17 protein-coding genes are annotated in these 18,098 nt (G+C 50.5%); 13 read left to right on the top strand and 4 right to left on the bottom strand.

Features of this window, described 5'->3' with window-relative positions; all coding sequences use genetic code 11:
• Positions 1-32 precede the first annotated feature (32 nt).
• Both gcvH and gcvP read left to right on the top strand, forming a co-directional pair.
• Entirely contained in the window at positions 33-419 is a 387-nt protein-coding gene (gcvH, locus tag ACYVJG_RS10065; protein ID WP_460430939.1) for a glycine cleavage system protein GcvH, read from the top strand.
• 79 nt (positions 420-498) lie between these two features.
• Positions 499-3,357 carry an aminomethyl-transferring glycine dehydrogenase gene (gene gcvP, locus ACYVJG_RS10070; protein WP_460430940.1) on the top strand — a complete coding sequence of 953 codons (2,859 nt, stop codon included), beginning with the start codon at positions 499-501 and terminating at the stop codon, positions 3,355-3,357.
• A gap of 134 nt (positions 3,358-3,491) precedes the next feature.
• On the opposite strand, the gene ACYVJG_RS10075 is transcribed toward gcvP, so the two are convergent.
• Positions 3,492-4,016 carry an REP-associated tyrosine transposase gene (locus ACYVJG_RS10075; protein WP_460430941.1) on the bottom strand — a complete coding sequence of 175 codons (525 nt, stop codon included), beginning with the start codon at positions 4,014-4,016 and terminating at the stop codon, positions 3,492-3,494.
• An 867-nt stretch (positions 4,017-4,883) separates the two neighbouring features.
• On the opposite strand from ACYVJG_RS10075, the gene ACYVJG_RS10080 reads away from it, so the two are divergent.
• A complete protein-coding gene (locus ACYVJG_RS10080) occupies positions 4,884-5,420 on the top strand; it encodes a DUF4440 domain-containing protein (RefSeq protein WP_460430942.1) in 537 nt (178 codons plus the stop codon).
• Positions 5,421-5,485: 65 nt separating this feature from the next.
• On the opposite strand, the gene ACYVJG_RS10085 is transcribed toward ACYVJG_RS10080, so the two are convergent.
• Complete coding sequence (locus tag ACYVJG_RS10085) at positions 5,486-7,090, bottom strand: methyl-accepting chemotaxis protein (RefSeq protein WP_460430943.1); 1,605 nt, start codon at positions 7,088-7,090, stop codon at positions 5,486-5,488.
• A gap of 224 nt (positions 7,091-7,314) precedes the next feature.
• On the opposite strand from ACYVJG_RS10085, the gene glmS reads away from it, so the two are divergent.
• The 10 genes from glmS (at position 7,315) to ACYVJG_RS10135 (ending at position 16,324) form a co-directional block, all read left to right on the top strand.
• Positions 7,315-9,144, top strand: a complete 1,830-nt coding sequence (glmS, locus tag ACYVJG_RS10090; RefSeq protein WP_460430944.1) for a glutamine--fructose-6-phosphate transaminase (isomerizing) — start codon at positions 7,315-7,317, stop codon at positions 9,142-9,144.
• Positions 9,145-9,224: 80 nt separating this feature from the next.
• Complete coding sequence (locus ACYVJG_RS10095; RefSeq protein WP_460430945.1) at positions 9,225-10,910, top strand: AIPR family protein; 1,686 nt, start codon at positions 9,225-9,227, stop codon at positions 10,908-10,910.
• A gap of 218 nt (positions 10,911-11,128) precedes the next feature.
• Positions 11,129-11,443: an ElaB/YgaM/YqjD family protein gene (locus ACYVJG_RS10100; protein ID WP_022652705.1), complete on the top strand. Its 315-nt coding sequence runs from the start codon at positions 11,129-11,131 to the stop codon at positions 11,441-11,443.
• A 6-nt stretch (positions 11,444-11,449) separates the two neighbouring features.
• Positions 11,450-11,839, top strand: coding sequence for a phage holin family protein (locus tag ACYVJG_RS10105; protein ID WP_460430946.1), 390 nt, complete (start codon positions 11,450-11,452; stop codon positions 11,837-11,839).
• Positions 11,836-12,111 carry a hypothetical protein gene (locus ACYVJG_RS10110; protein WP_460430947.1) on the top strand — a complete coding sequence of 92 codons (276 nt, stop codon included), beginning with the start codon at positions 11,836-11,838 and terminating at the stop codon, positions 12,109-12,111. The genes ACYVJG_RS10105 and ACYVJG_RS10110 overlap by 4 nt, the downstream gene beginning before the upstream one ends.
• A 3-nt stretch (positions 12,112-12,114) precedes the next feature.
• Positions 12,115-12,831 (top strand): tRNA adenosine(34) deaminase TadA, encoded by a 717-nt coding sequence (tadA, locus tag ACYVJG_RS10115; protein ID WP_460430948.1) that lies wholly within the window; start codon positions 12,115-12,117, stop codon positions 12,829-12,831.
• Complete coding sequence (locus ACYVJG_RS10120; RefSeq protein ID WP_460430949.1) at positions 12,831-13,337, top strand: L,D-transpeptidase family protein; 507 nt, start codon at positions 12,831-12,833, stop codon at positions 13,335-13,337. The genes tadA and ACYVJG_RS10120 overlap by 1 nt, the downstream gene beginning before the upstream one ends.
• Entirely contained in the window at positions 13,328-13,975 is a 648-nt protein-coding gene (locus ACYVJG_RS10125; protein WP_460430950.1) for a L,D-transpeptidase family protein, read from the top strand. Before ACYVJG_RS10120 ends, ACYVJG_RS10125 begins: the two co-directional genes overlap by 10 nt.
• A gap of 208 nt (positions 13,976-14,183) precedes the next feature.
• Complete coding sequence (locus ACYVJG_RS10130) at positions 14,184-15,818, top strand: methyl-accepting chemotaxis protein (protein WP_460430951.1); 1,635 nt, start codon at positions 14,184-14,186, stop codon at positions 15,816-15,818.
• Between the two features lie 68 nt (positions 15,819-15,886).
• Positions 15,887-16,324: a DUF2721 domain-containing protein gene (locus ACYVJG_RS10135; RefSeq protein WP_022654628.1), complete on the top strand. Its 438-nt coding sequence runs from the start codon at positions 15,887-15,889 to the stop codon at positions 16,322-16,324.
• Here the strand turns inward: ACYVJG_RS10135 and ACYVJG_RS10140 are convergent.
• Positions 16,321-17,115 (bottom strand): ABC transporter ATP-binding protein, encoded by a 795-nt coding sequence (locus ACYVJG_RS10140; RefSeq protein WP_460430952.1) that lies wholly within the window; start codon positions 17,113-17,115, stop codon positions 16,321-16,323. The genes ACYVJG_RS10135 and ACYVJG_RS10140 overlap by 4 nt on opposite strands.
• A gap of 2 nt (positions 17,116-17,117) precedes the next feature.
• Entirely contained in the window at positions 17,118-18,014 is an 897-nt protein-coding gene (locus ACYVJG_RS10145; protein ID WP_022654626.1) for an ABC transporter permease, read from the bottom strand.
• Positions 18,015-18,098 lie beyond the last annotated feature (84 nt).

Below are 18,098 nucleotides of genomic sequence, written 5' to 3' on the forward strand. Positions count from 1 at the left end.
TACGACTGACTTAAAATTTTGGAGAACTGACAATGAGCCAAATCCCTGCAGAATTGAAATATGTGGCCAGCCATGAGTGGATTCGTGACGAAGGCAATGGTGTGGTGACCGTTGGTATTACCGATCATGCACAAGCGTTGTTGGGTGACGTGGTGTATGTGGAATTGCCAGAAGTCGGCAGCCACTTAGCCGAAGGCGATGGTGCTGGTGTGGTGGAGTCGGTGAAAGCCGCTTCCGATGTGTATAGCCCGTTGGCAGGTGAAGTGTTAGAAATTAACCAAGCCTTGGTCGATGCGCCAGAAACCGCGAACAGCGATCCGTATGGTGCCGCTTGGTTCTTCAAATTGAAATTGAACAATCCTGCTGATCTGGACACGTTGTTAGATGCCCAAGCTTATGCAGCAGAAGTGGGCGCCTAAGCCCTGTTTGATGCGTCTGTTGTCTTTGACAACAGGCGCTTTATTTTTTTGCCTTGCCTCTGTTGTTTGAGACCGGACTATGACCTCCCTACGCTCCCTCGAATCTTCCGACGCTTTTCTTGGCCGCCATATTGGCCCCAACGAAAACGACATCAGCAGCATGTTGGCGACTGTCGGTGCTGCCTCGCTAGAAGACCTCACAGCCCAAACGGTTCCTGCTGCAATCCGCTTTGGCGAAGCCTTACCGCTGCCTGAGGCTCGTGATGAAGCCGATGCCCTTGCTTTGTTAAAAAGCATTGCCAGCAAAAATACCGTTGCTAAAAGTTTGATCGGTCAAGGCTACTACGACACCTTGATGCCGCCAGTGTTACAGCGCAATGTGTTGGAAAACCCCGGTTGGTACACCGCCTATACCCCGTATCAAGCTGAAATTGCCCAAGGCCGTTTAGAGGCATTGTTAAATTATCAGCAAATGGTGATGGACTTCACTGGCTTTGATTTAGCCAATGCTTCGTTATTGGATGAGGCCACTGCGGCGGCTGAAGCAATGGCGATGGCCAAGCGCGTCAGCAAATCCAAAAGCCAAGCGTTTTTTGTTGATGCTCGTGTGTTTCCACACACGCTTGATGTGTTGCAAACCCGTGCCGCTGGTTATGGTTTTGAGCTGATTGTTGGCGATATTAGCCAAGCCACCGCCCAGCCAGTGTTTGGTGCCTTGCTGCAATATCCTGCTGCTGATGGTGCTATCAGCAATCTGTCACAAGACATTGCTGCGATTAAAGCACAAGGCGGTGTGGTGGCGGTGGCAGCGGATTTATTGGCCCTTGCTTTGCTCACGCCACCGGCTGAATTGGGTGCTGACATTGCGCTTGGTTCAACACAACGCTTTGGGATTCCTATGGGCTTTGGCGGCCCTCACGCCGCCTACTTCGCGACCCGTGATGAATACAAACGCGCTATGCCGGGTCGTATCATTGGGGTGTCGGTTGACGCAAAAGGCAAACGTGCGTTGCGGATGGCGTTGCAAACACGCGAGCAACATATCCGCCGTGAAAAAGCCAACTCCAATATTTGTACCGCACAGGTGTTGTTAGCCAATTTGGCTGGGTTCTATGCTGTGTGGCATGGTCCAGAAGGTATCAAACGCATTGCCCAACGCGTCCACCGCTTGGCTGCCCTGTTCGCTGCTGCGTTGCAACAGCAAGGGGTGAAAGTCTTGCACGCGCATTTCTTTGACACGGTGAGCCTGCATACCGGTGATAACACCGACAGCATCTTGGCTGCAGCGACTGCCAAGGGTTATTTATTGCATCGCTTAAATGCTGATACCGTGAGTGTATCGTTTGGTGAAACTTCGACTGCCAACGATGTTGCCACTTTGGTCAATATCCTGACGGGTGCTGAAGTCGATATTTATGCTTTAGACAGCAGCACGGCTGATGCTTTGCCTGCCGATTTAGTGCGTCAATCGGCTTATTTAACCCACCCCGTTTTCCACAGCCATCACACCGAAACAGCGATGATGCGCTATCTGAAACGCTTGCAAAATCGTGATTTAGCACTTGATCACAGCATGATCGCGTTGGGTAGTTGCACCATGAAGCTCAATGCTGCAGCTGAAATGATGCCTGTAAGTTGGCCAGAATTTGCCAATCTACACCCCTTCGCACCACGCGAACATGCCACGGGTTATCTCGAAATGATCGATGGCCTGTGCCAACAGCTGCAAGCGGTGACTGGCTTTGCTGCGGTGTCGATGCAGCCGAACTCTGGTGCGCAAGGTGAATACGCCGGTCTGTTGGCGATCCGCCGCTATCTCGATAGCCAAGGTCAACAACAGCGCACCATCTGCTTAATTCCACAATCCGCGCACGGTACCAACCCTGCCACTGCCCAGATGATGGGCATGAAAGTGGTTGTGGTGGCGTGTGATGAGAATGGTAATGTCGATGTGGCTGATTTACGTGCCAAAGCAGAGCAATACTCGGCGGAATTAGCATGTTTGATGATTACCTACCCGTCCACACACGGGGTATTTGAAGCCGCAATTCGTGATATTTGCGACATCATTCATCAGCATGGTGGTCAGGTTTACATGGACGGCGCCAACTTAAATGCGTTGGTGGGGCTGGTGAGACCGGCTGATATTGGTGCCGATGTGAGCCACATTAACCTGCATAAAACCTTCTGCATTCCACATGGTGGCGGTGGCCCCGGCATGGGCCCGATTGGGGTGCGTGCGCATTTAGCCCCGTTCTTGCCAGACCATGCTGTTGCTGGCAGTGGTGGTGATAATGCCGGTCAGGGCGCGGTGTCTGCTGCACCATTTGGTTCAGCCTCGATTCTGCCGATTTCGTGGATGTATATCACCATGATGGGCGCGGCAGGGCTGAAACGTGCAACACAAGTGGCGTTGCTCAACGCCAACTATATTGCTACGCGTCTGCAAGACGCTTTCCCAGTGTTGTACCGTGGTCAAAATGGCCGTGTTGCGCATGAATGTATTATTGATCTGCGCCCACTGAAAGCTGCGACCGGTGTGACCGAAGTGGATGTGGCAAAACGCTTGATGGATTATGGTTTCCACGCCCCAACCATGAGCTTCCCTGTGGCAGGGACGTTGATGATCGAGCCAACAGAAAGTGAATCGAAGGCGGAGCTGGATCGGTTTATTGAGGCGATGTTGTCGATTCGGGCGGAAATTGCTCGTGTTGAGGCTGGGGAATGGACAGCGGAACAAAGTCCATTGCGTCATGCGCCGCATAGCTTGTCTGATATCACTGGTGAGTGGAACCGTGTTTATCCACGAGAGCAGGGTTTATTCCCGCTGGCGTGGGTGGCCGAGAATAAGTTCTGGCCATTCGTTAATCGGATTGATGATGTGGCAGGCGACCGTCAACTGATTTGTAGCTGCCCACCTTTGAGCGACTACAGCTAATCGGTAAAAACAGACACCGAAACACGCTAAAACCGCCTTGCCCGACACTGGGTTAGGCGGTTTTTTTATGTACGGATAATGAGGGTTAGGGCGTGTTGTAGGGTACGTCACCTGTTAGGGCGACGTACCACTCATTAAGCGTCACCAAGCAAACCCTCATCACCAGCCCAATCCACCGGATAAACCCCAGCAGCCACCAACCTATGAAAAGTCGAATACGGCCAGTCGGCAACACGCGCCACTAGGCCATGTTTCAGCGGGTTGATATGCACATAGTCCATATGTGCGGCGAAATCAGCTTCATCACGGATCAGATGTTCCCAATAACGGCGTTGCCACAGCCCGCGCTCTTGTCGCTTGGCGCGCGATGCCGATATATGCTCCCCTTTGGGCACCCTTTTGGAAAACACCATCTTAATCAACCGCCAGCGCAGCGCAAAGTCATGGTCACTCTCTGGAAGCTCTAACACGCAATGCAAATGATCCGGCAACACTACCCAGCCATGAATGGTAAACGGATGTGTTCGTTTTACCTCGCGTACTGCTTGGCGCAAGACATCAATGTGGCGTACCAGTAGATCATTGTTATGTCGCTCAAGCAGCGTGACCGTGAAGAAATAAGTACCACCTGGATACCACAAGCGACGGTAATTAGGCATGGTTATAGTAATCGAAAATTGAATGGCTAATTTTATGGTCTTTTATATGACTTACAAGTTTTATTGTTAAAGTGTACCGGAAGGTGTCGTAGGGTACGTCACTCGTTAGGGCGACGTACCAAAGTTGGTTTGAGATGGCTTATTGGAATGGTGTCATGGTGCGTCGCCCCTGCGGGGTGACGGCACCGTACGGGTCATGAGGATTGGGTGATGTTGTAGGGTACGTCACCCGTTAGGGCGACGTACCAAGGCTAGTGTGAGATGGTTTGTTGTAATGGTGTCATGGTGCGTCGCCCCTGTGGGGTGACGGCACCGTACGGGTCATGAGGATTGGGTGATGTTGTAGGGTACGTCACTCGTTAGGGCGACGTACCAAAGCTAGTGTGAGATGGCTTGTTGGAATGATGTCATGGTGCGTCGCCCCTGTGGGGTGACAGCACCGTACGGGTCATGAGGATTGAGCCATATTGTAGGGTACGTCACCCGTTAGGGCGACGTACCAAAGTTGGTTTGAGATAGCTTATTGGAATGATGTCATGGTGCGTCGCCCCTTCGGTGTGACGGCACCGTACGGGTCATGAGGATTGGGTGATGTTGTAGGGTACGTCACTCGTTAGGGCGACGTGCCAAAGCCAGTGTGAGATGGTTTGTTGGAATGGTGTCATGGTGCGTCGCCCCTGCGGGGTGACAGCACCATACGGATAATGAGGGTTAAGTGATGTACCAAACTGCTAAGTGCTCGTTTTGATCTCGTGTTTTCTCGCGAAATTGCCGAATTTGCAATAAAAAAGGGGTGCCAAGTTGGGCGATTTCCGCCATGATTAGGACAACACACTTTGTCCCAAATAATAAAAGGTGGAATTTGCAATGAAACATGCCCTGCTCCCATTGAGCCTTGCTGGTGTTGTCGCTCTAACCGGCTGTGTTACCCCTCCTGCTTCCCATCACTACGGCCCTGCCTACGTCCAGCCCGTTTACCAAGATGCCACCTTTGCCCGCACGGAAATGTGCAAACTGACCAGCGAAGGCGAAATTGCTGCTTTGTTTGATCGCTGGAACCAATCCTTGCTCAGTGGCAACCCCAAACAAGTGGTGGCTAACTATGCCCCACGCTCAATCCTACTCCCCACGGTATCAAACAAACCTCGTCTCTCTGCAGCAGAAAAACAAGATTACTTTGAACATTTTCTTGCCAATGGCCCAGTCGGCAAAATTGACCTGCGCCATATCGAAATTGGCTGCAACACCGCCGTCGATGCCGGTTTATACACCTTCTATTTCCGCAAAACCGGTGCCTCGGTCAGTGGCCGTTATAGCTATACCTACCGCTGGGATGGCCAAAACTGGTTGATTACCAGCCACCATTCCTCTGCCATGCCAGAAAAAGCCGGTGCAGCACATTAAACACTAAACAAAAAGCCCCCAATTGCTTGAGGGCTTTGTCAGTGGTTTAACTGTCGGTGATACTATCAGCGGTGGATCCGAAAACGCTCAACTGCTTTTTCTAAGGCCAAAGCAAGGTCATGCAGGGTGTCGGCATGTTGTAAGGTGCTCTGTGTGGCGCTGTGGCTTTGTTCACTCATCACAGCAATATGTTGAATGTTTTGTGCAATATCTCCACTGGCTGAGCGTTGTTCGCCCAACGCTTGGCTGATATAGGTGACCGCTTGTTGTACCTGACGGGCTTGCTGTTGTAATTCCGACACCGCCTGTTGTGCGGAGGAAACTTGATTGGTGCTGTTTTCTACCAATTGTCGGCCTGTTTCCATATTTTTCACCGCTTGTTCTGCACTGCTTTGCACTCGCTCAATCATGGCGGTGATTTCATGTGTTGATTGTGCAGTACGTTCGGCCAGCTTGCGTACTTCATCCGCGACCACGGCAAACCCTCGCCCCTGCTCTCCGGCGCGGGCTGCTTCAATGGCGGCGTTGAGGGCCAATAGATTGGTTTGCTCGGCGATTTCTTGAATCACTTTCACAATGCTGGAAATATTGGCCGCATTGCTGCCCAATTCGCTCATCACGGCGGCAGACGCTTCCATGCAATCATTGACTTGTCGAATCATATTACTGCTATCAGTAATGGTATCGACACTGCGGCGAACTTGGACGCCAGTTTCGCTGGTAATGCGGTCGGCTTGCTCAGCGTGTTCTGCCACCTGACCAATACTGTGGCTCATTTCTTCGACAGTGGCGCTCATCCGCGTTGCCGCTTGGCTTTGTTCTAGCGCCAGCTGTGCCAGTTGTTGTTCATTTTGTTGCAGTTCACCAATCGACGCAGCCACTTGCACGCTATAGCTGCGAATATCGCTGACTGTCCCTGCCAGTTGTTGTTGCATTTCTTTCATGGCAGATAACAGGCTATTGGGTGCGGCGGCATCGGTCTCAATCGTTTGGTCCAAGCGTCCCGAGGCAATTGTCTGCGTGACTTGCACCGCATAATTGAGTTCTCCACCAAGGTTAAGCATTAAACGGCGGGCAAACCAGATAGATGACAGTGTGAGAATCAACACAATCAGCCCACCGGTACCGAGGGCGATCCACTGCGCTTTTTGTTCCCATGCCAAAGCCCCTGCGCGGGCTTGGTCGGAAATGTGTTTTTGCTGTTCTAACAACGCTAATAAGGGTTTGCGGAGCTTTTGCCAAATGGGGATTTCTTTTTTGAATTCGGCTTGACCACCGGCTAAATCGTTTGCCTGAATCAACCGCATCACACCATCTGCCATCGGTAACCAAGCTTGTTGTGCTTGAATAATGGTGCTGAGTTCAGGGTGATTCTGGGCACGTTGTTGCAGTGCGCTAGAGGCTTTTTCAAACTCTGTCCGAGCTCGTTGATACGAGCTAGGGGCATTGGGGTTATTGGGATTGAGCAACATGGCGTGCATGGCAAGACGAATACCCAGCGCCTCGGCATAAACAGCATTCAGCTCTCGCTCCAAGGTCACGTCTTGTTCTAAATGTTGGTCGAGAAGTTGATAGCTATAGCGCATCACGCCAAACACAATGACTAAAGCGGCCAAGGTCAAAATTGACGTTTGTACCACTAAAGCAATCATCCGTGCTTTTACATTCATACCGAATATCCCATGTCTTTTCTACAATTTCGCTAAAACCACCGGCACGGCGGCTATCCTAACAGAATTAAAACTTAACAAAACAATAAACCTTCGCTTATTTGTCATCAAACAAACTCTCCCGCCGTGCTGGCTTTGCCGACCCGATTCGATAGGGCTCGTTTTCCCGCAACGGCAGTGTCAAAATACCTGCCATTCCTCCATTTCAAGATAAAGGTTGCCGTATGTGTGGTGTTGTTGGCGCGATTGCCGCGCGAAATATCGTGCCGCTATTGATCGATGGTTTACGTCGTTTGGAATACCGTGGGTATGATTCTGCGGGGATTGCCGTATTGACCGAACAGGGGATAGAGCGGGTGCGCCGTGTTGGCCGTGTGGCTGAAATGCAGGCGGCGGCTGAGGCGGTCGAGTTGGCGGCTGGCCTTGGGATTGGTCATACCCGTTGGGCGACACATGGTGGGGTTACCGAACCGAATGCACACCCACATATTTCATCCGAGCAAATTGCGGTGGTGCACAACGGCATTATTGAAAACCACGAAGCACAGCGCGAACGGTTGTTGGCACTCGGTTATGAATTTACGTCTCAAACCGATACCGAGGTGATTGCTCACCTGATTCATCACTACTATCAATCTACTGCCGACTTATTCGAAGCCACCCGTTTGGCGGTCCGTGAGTTGAGTGGCGCCTATGCCATCTGTGTGATGGCGCTGGATAGACCTGAGGAATTGGCGTGTGCCCGTATGGGGTGCCCGTTGTTGATTGGTTTAGGCGAAGGCGAGAATTTTATTGCCTCTGATGTTTCCGCCGTGTTGTCAGCGACGCGCCGTGTGATGTTCTTAGAAGAGGGCGATGTGGCACGCGTGAGCCGTCAGACGGTACAAGTGATTGACGGTCAAGATCAGCCGTGTGAGCGACCGGTGTTGTTGTCGGATGTCTCTCTGGCTTCGTTAGAGCTTGGCCCTTACAGCCACTTTATGCAAAAAGAAATTCACGAACAGCCCAAAGCCCTGAGCGATACGCTGGAGCAAATCCTTGAACAAGGCTTTACCCCCGATTTGTTCGGTGAACACGCCGCCAGTCGCTTTAATGAAGTGACAGGTTTGCTGATTTTGGCATGTGGTACCAGCTACTACGCTGGTTTAACTGCCAAATATTGGATTGAGGGCATTGCGGGGCTGCCATGTCATGTCGAAATTGCCAGCGAGTACCGCTATCGCGATGCTTGGGCTGATCCTAATTATCTGGTGGTCACGTTATCGCAATCTGGCGAAACGCTGGATACAGCCGAGGCATTAAAACGCGCCAAAGAACTAGGGCATAAAACCACGTTGTCGATTTGTAATGTAATGGGCAGCGCGATTCCTCGTGCTTCTGATCTGGTGTTTTATACCCGTGCGGGTGCAGAAATTGGTGTGGCTTCGACCAAGGCTTTTACGACCCAATTGCTGGCGCTGTTTAGTTTGGCTGTTACTTTGGCAAAACAACGGCAACGCTTAGATGAGGCCACGGAAACCCGTTATTTAGATGCCCTGCGCCATTTGCCCGGCAGTGTGCAACATGCGCTCAACCTCGAACCGCAGATTACCTTGTGGGCTGAACAATTTGCCAAGCGCCATCACGCTTTATTTTTGGGACGTGGTGTGCATTATCCGATTGCGCTGGAGGGGGCGTTAAAGCTGAAGGAAATCACCTACATTCATGCCGAAGCCTACCCTGCGGGTGAGTTGAAGCATGGCCCATTGGCGCTGGTGGATGAGGATATGCCGGTGGTGGTGATTGCCCCGAATGACAGTTTGCTGGAAAAAGTGAAGTCGAACATGCAAGAAGTGCGCGCCCGAGGTGGTGAGCTATTTGTCTTTGCCGATTTAGACAGCCATTTCCATGATTCTGAAGGGGTGCATGTGATTCGCACACCGCGTCATGTGGGGGTGTTGTCGCCGGTGGTGCATGCGATTCCGGTGCAATTGCTGGCGTATCACGCTGCGCTGGCGCGTGGTACTGATGTCGATAAACCACGTAACCTCGCTAAGTCGGTGACGGTGGAGTAACAGTCGTTAGACACCTTCGGATGGACACAGCAATGTGTCCATCTGACTTCATGGCTGGAGAGAAACATTAGAAGGATAAGATGATGAATATCAACGCCAGTATCGTTGACCAGCGGGTAACCGGTATTGTTGAGGATCATCCCGAGTGGTTGCCAGAAGGTCATGACCTTAACAAGAAAAAATCAGCAGCGTTTGTTTTACTGTGCATCTCAACGTGTCTTGAAATGCCTTTAGATGAGGCAGCTGAATTGATGACCGAAGGGGGTAATGATGCAGGTGTGGATGGGCTTCATATTGGTGAAGTCGAAGATGGCGAGTTTTTGGTGACGATATTTCAGGGAAAGTACAAAGTAAAAGACCTGAGCGGCGAGGCAAATTTTCCAGAAACGGGCGTCCAAAAGGCAGTGGGTACTGTATCGGTATTGTTTGACCCATACCGAAAAGTGGCTCTAAATGAAAAAATAGCGCCGAAAATTGAGGAAATTCGCTCTCTTATCCGTGATGCGTGCATCCCTAATGTGCGTGTTATTTTGTGCAATAACGGTGTGCAATGGGCAGCACAGGCTAATCATTGGATAGATGAGGCAAAAAAAGATTACGGTGATAAAGTGGATTTCATTCACTTTAATCACGACTCAATCGTCAATATTCTACAAAGAAGTAAAAAGGTTGATACGACATTGACCTTGAGTGGTCAAGCCATTGTCGAAGACATGAATTATATGCGTGTCCTCGTTGGCCGTGTGGCGGTGCAAGAGATTCATCGGCTGTTTAACGAACATGGCGACAGGCTGTTAGAACGAAATATCCGCCGCTACCTGGGTTTGCACACCAATCGTGTTAACACCGCGATTCATAACACCTTATGTGATCCACTTCGCTCGGATAAATTTTATTTTTATAACAATGGTATTACTGTGGTTTGTGATAAGTTCGATTACAACGCCTTTCAAAAATCAGATTACAAAGTACAGCTTAAAAATATGCAGGTGATCAACGGTGGTCAGACCTGCAAAACGATTCAGGAAACACTTAATCACGGCGGAATGTCTGGTCTTGTCGGTGAATCAGCGTATGTCATGGTGCGTATCTATCAACTGGCAGAAACAGATAAAGATTTCATCCAAGATATTACCTATGCCACCAATAGTCAGAATCCGGTGGATCTGCGTGATTTGCGTTCTAATGATGAGATTCAAAAACAACTTGAAATCGGAATAACCGATTTGGGCTATACCTACAAACGTCAGCGTGAAGAAGGGGGCGGCGGCTCGAATGTTGTGACCAGTTCGATTGTGGCCGAATCGGTATTAGCAATTTGGCGGGAACGGCCGCACCAAGCAAAATTTCGCCGTAAAGAACACTTTGGGAAGCTATATGACGACATTTTTAAGGCATTAAATGCGGCTCAAGCACTGCTGGCCGTGCTGATATTTCGGGCGGTTGAGAACGAAAGAAAACGGCCAACTTCTTTGACCCCACCCGATTATATGCCTTATGCCTCACACTATATTTCTATGCTGATTGGCCGCAGATTGCTGGCGGATATGTCTATCTCGCTCACAGAGGTGTCTCATCGCAATTTCCATCAAATTCTTAAAAAATTTGAAGACCAACACACGCAATATCATGCAAATGCGGTAAAAGATGTGGCAGAGGCACTGACGGCTTGTTATGGAAAGAGAGACGTATCACTACAACAACTTTCTGCAACTTTCCGGCGTGGTGATCTACTGGAATATCTACCGGCACCTATTGCTGTTTAATCGCGCATTATTCCAATTTAATTGAATGTGGAAATTGTGGGTTGGGTCTTGTCAATTTATCTCTTTCCCCGATATCTGTTAATGATTGCCTGACTGATGGCAAACGCACTTCCGTTTTTCCTTGATGCTGTCAGACGTCAATGCAGTGTTTGACGCATGGTGCAAGGAAGGTTAGGATTCCCTGATATGTCAACGTGCAATAAATAAGGAGAACCACTATGTCCGATAATAGCCTCAGCCCAGAAAAACAGAACCTGTTGGCAGAAGTCAAAGATGTGATTCAACAAACTGAAACCATTTTGCAAGCCACCGCTGGCGAAGGCAACGAACAAGCGAAGGCCTTGAAACAGAAATTGGCGGCTAACTTGTCTGTTGCCAAAGACCGTTTGATTGCTGCTGAAGAAGTGGCCTTGGCGCGTGCCAAAGCGACCGCCCGTGCGACCGATCAATATGTACACGAACATCCTTGGAAAGCGTTGGGGATTGGCGCTGCGGTCGGTTTCTTGTTGGGTATGTTGGTTTCCCGCCGTTAAGCTGGCATGACAGATCCTTCTTCTTCCGCGTCACCCCGTCGAGGGGTGCGCGGTTTTCTTGATACCCTCGCTCAGCTACTCTTCACCCGCGCTGAATTATTCAGCTTAGAAGCGCAAGAACACAAAGAGCAATTGGTTCATGCCATGTTATTAGGCGGTGTGGCATTGGTGTGTTTCTTACTTGCGGGTGTAGCGGTATTACTGACGCTATTTGCTGTGTTACCACCCGAATGGCGCGGTTGGCTATTGGCTGCTGTTGCTGTCTGTCTGCTGTTATCCTCGCTGTGGGTATTGCAGCGTCTTTCTGCCCATTTACGCCACTCCCCCCCGCCATTCCATGACTCGCTGCGTGAACTGCGCCGTGATTGGGATGTCCTCTCTGGGAAACAAAAATGAGACGGCATATCCAACAACGTCAGCTACAAAAAGAGTTGCTTCTAATTAAAGGTGAAGCTCTGCGTACACGTGCTCAGTGGGAACTACAACAGATTTCACGGCCAAACGAGGTGTTGAAATTTGGCTGGCGCTGGTTGAGTCAAGGGGGCCAACTGACGAAGTGGTTGCCTGCAGTATTGACCCTCCTGCCATCGGGACGGGTGGGGCGCGCATTGGGTTGGGCGGTGAAACTGGGCGTGGCATGGCGTATTTGGCGTGGCTGGCAACGATAGCGGATGTCAGATTTTTCTCTTATTCCGCCTAAAGCGCGGCAATGGTTGGCTCAACTTGGAATTACCTCACCTGACCAATTACAACAATTGACTGCCCACGCTGTATTTCAGGCCTTGCAACGGCGACGTTTTCCGGTCAACCGGCGTTTGCTGTGGGGACTGATGGCGATTGAACGGGGCTGTCATTGGTCACAACTGACTGACGAGGAAAAACAGCAGGCTTGGCAAGCGGTACAACAGGGCTTTCCCCCGTTAATGCCTGATGAGCTGCCAGTGGCTGAACAAGCGATGCAGTTGGCGTTGGCACAGGCACAATTGGCACAAGCTGTCGGTGAGGTGCCAGTGGGGGCAGTGGTGATGCAAGGTGATACCTTGATCGCAGTGGGGCACAATCTACCACGTCAACATCATGATCCCACTGCCCATGCTGAAATTGTTGCGTTGCGCCGTGCAGCAGAAAAACTTGCCAATTATCGCCTACAAGATTGCACGCTCTATGTGACCTTGGAACCCTGTGTGATGTGTGCTGGCGCGATTTTGCATGCGCGCTTACAGCGTGTGGTGTTTGGGGCGTATGATGAGCGCGCTGGCGCGGCAGGCAGTGTGTGTGATGTTTTTGCTATGTCAGTATTGAATCACCAAACCGCTGTCAGCGGTGGTCTCCTTGCCACACCTTGCCGCGAGTTACTTCAACAATTCTTTGCCCAACGGCGGTCGTGATGTCGCTTGCGATTACCATCCATCTTCAGCAACAACAATTATTTGTATCCGATCAATGCACCGATACACTGATTGCCTGCTACCCGATTTCAACAGCAAAAAAGGGCGCAGGGGAACAACGCGGCAGTTATCAAACACCCCGTGGACAGCATTATATCCGTGCCAAAATTGGCGCCCATCTGCCTCGGGCAGCGGTGTTAGTGGGACGGCGTTGGACAGGTGAAGTGTGCGATGACACACTCTTTGCGGCACAACCGGAGCGCGATTGGATTTTGTCACGCATTCTGTGGTTATGTGGTCGTGAAGTCGGGAAAAATCGTCTTGGTGAAGTCGATACCATGGCGCGCTACATCTATATTCATGGCACACCGGATGCGGTGAGCTTATCGACGCCGCAATCTCACGGCTGTATCCGGATGCACAACGATGATGTGATTGCCCTATTTGAACAAGTGCCCTGTTTTACGCCGGTGCAGATTGTTGAGGGTGATGTGTTATGCGGTTAACGGCTGCCTCGCTGTTGGTGGCTGTGCTGGTCTGTCCCCTCGGCCAAGCCAGCAGTAATACGGTGCACAATTATCTGTTGCAACAACAACAGCTTGCGCTGTCTCCGCTGTTTCCTAATCCAAAACAGCCGGGTGTGCCGTGGATGAAGGTAGGTGTGAAAAGCCAAACCGTGGTGTTGTATGACGAGTACGGGCGTCAGCAACGGCGTTATTTGGCCTCTACAGCCAAACGCGGTTTGGGTGAGCGAGAGGGGTCTTATCAAACGCCTCGTGGTTGGCATCGAGTGTGCGATAAAGTCGGCGATGGCGCACCACTGGACACCATTTTATTTCGCCAAGCCATCACCCCTTGGCGGTATACGCCGCAACTGCACGCAGAATATCCAGAAAAAGATTGGATCTTGACCCGTATTCTGTGGTTATGTGGACAAGAACCGGGGTTAAACCAAGGCCAACTTGCCGACGGAACAGTCGTCGATAGTTACCGTCGCTTTATCTATATCCATGGCGCAGGTAGCCATGTCAAATGGGGTACACCAACATCTTTAGGGTGTATTCGTCTCTCTAGTGCGGATGTGATCGATCTTTTCTCTTTAGCACCATTGGGAAGCGATGTTTTAATCGATCCTGATTTTTAACAAATTTAATAAAAAGTGATTTTTATCTTTTAATTGTTAAATTGCCGATTGAGAACCGTATAAATAACGCACTATACACATCAAGTTTTTTTCATTTTGCCTTTTGTTATAGCGTAATAAAGCTGCTAATCTGTTTGCCTCAATATAAAAATAGATGGTTGAGTTTTTACCATAGTAAGCTCAACACATCGGCTCTAGGAGGCACACCATGTTGTCGCAACTTTCTGTCAAAGCAAAGTTGTTGCTATTGCTTTTGCTTGCGCTGGTTGGCATGTTGATCATCTCTGGCTTGGGGATGATGACCGAGCGCGAGACCTTGTTGAACGAACGGCAAAACAAAGTTCGCAATATCGTTGAAACCAGTATTGGCATATTAAGTTACTACGAGGCTGAGGTGAAAGCCGGTCGGATGTCGCTGCCAGCGGCACAAAATGCCGCTAAAAATGCCATTTCCGCAATGCGTTATGACGGAAAAGAGTATCTTTTTATTTTTGATATGCAGTTAAAGATGCTGATGCATCCAATAAAACCAGAGATGAATGGACAAGATTTATCTGGTTTAAAAGACCCAGCCACCGGCCGTTTATTTATGGTCGAAATGCGAGATTTGATTCAGGCCAATAAACCCGGTTTTGTTCACTATTTATGGCCACAACCTGGCAGTGAAGAGCCTGTGCCAAAAGTGGCGTATGGCCAAGGTTTTGCACCGTGGGGATGGGGTGTTTCAACCGGTATTTATCTGGATGATGTTGAGCGCGCTTTCTGGTCGTCATTGTGGGTGCATCTGCTGCAAATTATCGCCGTGGGAGCGGTGATTATGTTGTGTGCAATTTGGATTAGCCGTGGTGTGGCATTACCACTGTCCAATTTGGCAAAACAGCTTGATGCCGCCCGTGCCAATAAAGATCTCACAGGTCGCCTACCTGTTGAAGGCAAAGATGAAATTGCCCGAGTTAGCCAAGCGTTTAATGCTCTATTGGCAGATACCCAAAACATTATGTTGAGCATTCGCCGCTATAGCCAAAACTTAGCAGAACAGTCGGGTAAATTGGCGCGCGGGGCAGAATCTCTTTCCAGTGCAACTATGCAGCAATCGGGGGCGATTGCTTCTTCTTCGGCGTCGTTGGAACAAATTACCGCCAGCATCGAAGAAACTGCCTCGTTAGCTGAACACTTACGCGATACGGCCGCAGTCAGCCATCAACATACTTTAGATGGGATGCAAACTTCGCAGGTGTTGCAACAACGCTTATTAGAAGCGCGCAAGATGCTGAACGAGGAAATTGCCGGCACCGCAACACAGGTGATTGATAGCATGGGGGCGATCTCGGATATGACGCGGCAGGTGCGTGATATTGCCGACCAAACCAATTTATTAGCGTTGAATGCAGCGATTGAGGCAGCGCGAGCAGGCGAAGCCGGACGGGGTTTTGCGGTGGTGGCGGATGAAGTGCGTAAGCTAGCTGAAAAGTCGGCACACTCTGCCAGCGAGATTGATCAAATTACCCATCGCCTACAAGGGTTGTCCCAGTCCATGCACCAACAGATTGCCCATGGTTGTGAGGGTCTTGCTGAAAGCGAAGGGGCAGCAGGTAATGTCAGTTCGATTTTGGATGAGGCCTGCCGGACTGCGGAAGAAACTCACCGCAGTGCAACCGATATTAATGGTGCTTTGTCAGAGCAAAGCCAAGCAGTGAACCGCATTGCGCTTGATGTTGAACAAGTGGCCAGCGCCAGCGATACCAACCAAACGGTAGCCAACAGTGCTTTGCAATCGGTACGAGAATTGGATCAGATGGCGGTTGCACTACGACAGGAAGTGGAAAACTTCCGTCTCGATTAAGGCGCTAGGCAACGGCTAAGGGCTGTGGCAGGCTGTGGGTTTTTCGATGTTGCGAGCGGTATTCCGTAATGAATCTCACTACCCCTGCCCTGCTGTTTCCCGCCATTTCGCTGATTTTATTGGCGTATACCAACCGTTTTCTCGGTCTTTCCAGTGTCATTCGCCATTTGTATGGCGAATATCAGCAACACCCTGATGAAACTTTACTGCGACAAATCAGTAATCTACGGCGCCGTGTCTTATTGGTGCGAAACATGCAAATTGTTGGTACTGCCAGCATGTGTCTTTGTGTGGTGAGCATGATGTTGGTGTACTACCGCCACGATAGCTATGCGGTATACGCCTTTGGTTTGAGTCTGCTTTTGATGCTGCTATCGTTGTTAATTTCGGTGTACGAGATGTTTTTATCAGGCGATGCGCTGAATATTTTGTTGTCGGGGATGGAGCAAGAGTTGGAAAAACTCGACGACGGGCCGCGTTTGGCCCGTCGCATAAAACGTGATTAGCCGAGTAATAAGGCGTCATCACTGACGGCTTCACCACGCGTGCGCTCGAACATGGCAAGCAAATCGGGCACATCCATATTGGCGCGCTCACTGCCAGCCACATCCAAGACTACACGACCTTGATGCAACATAATCGTGCGCTCGCCGTGGTCTAAGGCTTGGCGCATCGAGTGGGTCACCATCAAAGCGGTGAGTTTTTGCTCGGCGACGATTTGGTCGGTGAGTTCTAACACAAAGCCGGCGGTTTTGGGATCGAGTGCCGCTGTGTGTTCATCCAACAATAAAATGCGCGACGGCTTTAACGATGCCATCAGCAAACTCACTGCCTGTCGTTGGCCACCAGATAACAAACCCATGCGGTCACTGAGACGGTTTTCTAAACCCAGCTTAAGGCGCGCCAGCTTTTCACGGAACATATCGCGCAATTCAGGACGAACCGCACGACCGAAGCCGCGTTTTTCGCCTCGCTGCCACGCCAGCGCGAGGTTTTCTTCTATCGTCAGGCCTTCACAAGTGCCTGCCATCGGGTCTTGGAACACCCGTGCCACCAAACCAGCGCGTTGCCATGCGTTCAGTCGAGTGACGTCTTGTGAATCGATATGAATTGAACCACTATCGACTAACAAATCACCACTGATTGCATTCAAAAAAGTGGATTTACCCGCGCCATTACTGCCAATCACTGTGACAAATTGACCGGTTTCAATATGCAAATCTAAACCCCGCAAAGCACGGTTTTCAATCGGTGTGCCGGGGTTGAAGGTCTTGGTCAAACCTTGTGCGTGCATCATGATTATTTCGCTCCGCTGGCACGTCTTAGTTTAGCTTTTAACATCGGTAATACCAATGCAAAGCCGACCAAGACGGCGGTAATCAAATTCAAGTCTTGGGCTTGTAGGCCAATAAAATCGGCAGTTAACGCTAAGGCGATAAACAGACGATAGAGAATGGCACCTAAGACCGTGGCGAGCGTAATGATCCATAAATTTCGGCTTGGAATTAAAGTTTCACCAATAATCACGGCCGCCAAACCAATCACAATTGTACCCACGCCCATCGAGATATCCGCCCCACCTTGGGTTTGCACATAAAGCGCACCACCGAGAGCAATGAGGGCATTGGACAGTGCCATCCCTGCCAAGGTGTAACGGTTGGTGGAAATCCCTTGTGCGCGTGCCATCCGTGGGTTGGCGCCGGTGGCACGCAGCGCCAAACCGGATTGCGATGCAAAGAATGCATCCAGCCCAAGTTTCACCGCAATCACCACTGCCACTAATACCATTGGTTGAATCCAATAGGCGCTATCACCGCCTTCGCCAATAAATGGCGTGAATACGGTCGCCTCACCTAACAGGGGCACGTTCGGCGCACCCATAATTCGCAAATTGATGGAGTAAAGGGCAATCATCACCAAAATACTGGCCAGCAGCTGCAAGATATTTAGACGCACATTAAGCCACGCTGTGACCCAGCCAGACATCGCACCGGCAACTGCCGCAATCGCACAAGACAGCCAAGGATCATGACCGCCGCTGATAAGGGTCGCCGCCACCGCGCCTCCGAGGGGGAAGCTGCCATCAGCGGTCAGATCAGGAAAATTCAGGATACGAAAGGAAATCAACACACCCAAGGCGACAAGCGCAAAGATGAGCCCGATTTCCAAAGCGCCCATGAGGGAAATGAATGACATGAACACCTCTTAAAAAAACAAATACCGCGCCGGATTGGGCGCGGTGAAGTCGAACAGGGCAGCGGCTTACACTGCCCACGAGAA

Source organism: Aquaspirillum soli, from assembly GCF_054781915.1.

Bases quoted from the DNA above. Each gene is read 5' to 3' on its own strand.
- gcvH (WP_460430939.1), top strand. From the start codon at position 33: ATGAGCCAAATCCCTGCAGAATTGAAATATGTGGCCAGCCATGAGTGG.
- ACYVJG_RS10085 (WP_460430943.1), bottom strand. From the start codon at position 7,090: ATGAATGTAAAAGCACGGATGATTGCTTTAGTGGTACAAACGTCAATT.
- ACYVJG_RS10105 (WP_460430946.1), top strand. From the start codon at position 11,450: ATGACAGATCCTTCTTCTTCCGCGTCACCCCGTCGAGGGGTGCGCGGT.
- ACYVJG_RS10100 (WP_022652705.1), top strand. From the start codon at position 11,129: ATGTCCGATAATAGCCTCAGCCCAGAAAAACAGAACCTGTTGGCAGAA.
- gcvP (WP_460430940.1), top strand. From the start codon at position 499: ATGACCTCCCTACGCTCCCTCGAATCTTCCGACGCTTTTCTTGGCCGC.
- ACYVJG_RS10135 (WP_022654628.1), top strand. From the start codon at position 15,887: ATGAATCTCACTACCCCTGCCCTGCTGTTTCCCGCCATTTCGCTGATT.
- ACYVJG_RS10120 (WP_460430949.1), top strand. From the start codon at position 12,831: ATGTCGCTTGCGATTACCATCCATCTTCAGCAACAACAATTATTTGTA.
- tadA (WP_460430948.1), top strand. From the start codon at position 12,115: ATGTCAGATTTTTCTCTTATTCCGCCTAAAGCGCGGCAATGGTTGGCT.
- ACYVJG_RS10145 (WP_022654626.1), bottom strand. From the start codon at position 18,014: ATGTCATTCATTTCCCTCATGGGCGCTTTGGAAATCGGGCTCATCTTT.
- glmS (WP_460430944.1), top strand. From the start codon at position 7,315: ATGTGTGGTGTTGTTGGCGCGATTGCCGCGCGAAATATCGTGCCGCTA.
- ACYVJG_RS10095 (WP_460430945.1), top strand. From the start codon at position 9,225: ATGATGAATATCAACGCCAGTATCGTTGACCAGCGGGTAACCGGTATT.
- ACYVJG_RS10140 (WP_460430952.1), bottom strand. From the start codon at position 17,115: ATGATGCACGCACAAGGTTTGACCAAGACCTTCAACCCCGGCACACCG.
- ACYVJG_RS10080 (WP_460430942.1), top strand. From the start codon at position 4,884: ATGAAACATGCCCTGCTCCCATTGAGCCTTGCTGGTGTTGTCGCTCTA.
- ACYVJG_RS10075 (WP_460430941.1), bottom strand. From the start codon at position 4,016: ATGCCTAATTACCGTCGCTTGTGGTATCCAGGTGGTACTTATTTCTTC.
- ACYVJG_RS10125 (WP_460430950.1), top strand. From the start codon at position 13,328: ATGCGGTTAACGGCTGCCTCGCTGTTGGTGGCTGTGCTGGTCTGTCCC.
- ACYVJG_RS10130 (WP_460430951.1), top strand. From the start codon at position 14,184: ATGTTGTCGCAACTTTCTGTCAAAGCAAAGTTGTTGCTATTGCTTTTG.
- ACYVJG_RS10110 (WP_460430947.1), top strand. From the start codon at position 11,836: ATGAGACGGCATATCCAACAACGTCAGCTACAAAAAGAGTTGCTTCTA.